General features: G+C 48.0%; 1 pseudogene. It reads left to right on the top strand.

Features of this window, described 5'->3' with window-relative positions:
* Positions 1 to 909: pseudogene (locus tag R8N47_RS24115) on the top strand (GGDEF domain-containing protein); the annotation flags it as partial.

Below are 909 nucleotides of genomic sequence, written 5' to 3'. Positions count from 1 at the left end.
GCGACGAGATTGACGATTTTATCCAACAACATGACCGTTATCGCAACAAGATCACTCAACTTGTCCCTGACAATGTTGAAGCATTGAAGCAAAAAATCGCTCAACTCAATAAAGAAAATGTGGTGCTGTTTTGGACTTACTACCGCGACAAAGATGGTGTGGTCGGCAGCGAGCGTGACTGGATTCAGATCAACAAGGCCTCCAACGCGCCATTGTTTATGGTACACGACGTAGGTTTGGGTCATGGCGCGGTGGGCGGCGTGATTCAAAGCGGTTATCGCCAAGGTGTTGAAGCGGCTAGATTACTTGAACAGGTGCTCGACCACCCACAAGAACCATTACCTCCGGTGGTGAATGGCGATTCTGAAATCAAGCTCGATTACCAAGCGGTCGTGCGCTGGGGGTTGGGCGCAGAGCAAGAATCCTCGGCGGTCTTTTTTAATAAGCCGATGGAATTTTCGGAGCGTTTCGCCAAAGAAATTCGCTTGTTTGGCAGTTTGTTCGTGTTGATGCTGGTGGCCATTTTGCTACTGAGCTACTACTTGCAACGCATTCGTCGCAGCGAGACGGCTGCTCGTGAAAGCCAGGCGATTTTAGAGTCCATTTTTGACCAAAGTATGCAGTACATGGGGATTTTGGATAAACATGGTTTGCTTAAATCTGGCAACGATCGTCTGCAATCTTTGCTCTATCATCAGGAATTACGCTTAGATAAGCCACTTTGGTTACATCAAAACTGGAGTGAGCAAGCACGCCACGCGATCGCCGATTATTTTGATGCACCGCAGCAACAAGTTTCGACATTTGAAGCCGAAATCTGGAGCAAAGAGCACGGCTCTATGGTGCTCGAAATTTCCTTAAAGCCATTTTCCCAGCAGGTGGGCAAACAAAAGCAGTATCTGTTTGAGG

The organism is Vibrio sp. 2132-1, assembly GCF_033344315.1.
Note: the sequence above shows the minus strand (reverse complement) of the source record. Positions and strands in the feature narration are given on the sequence as shown.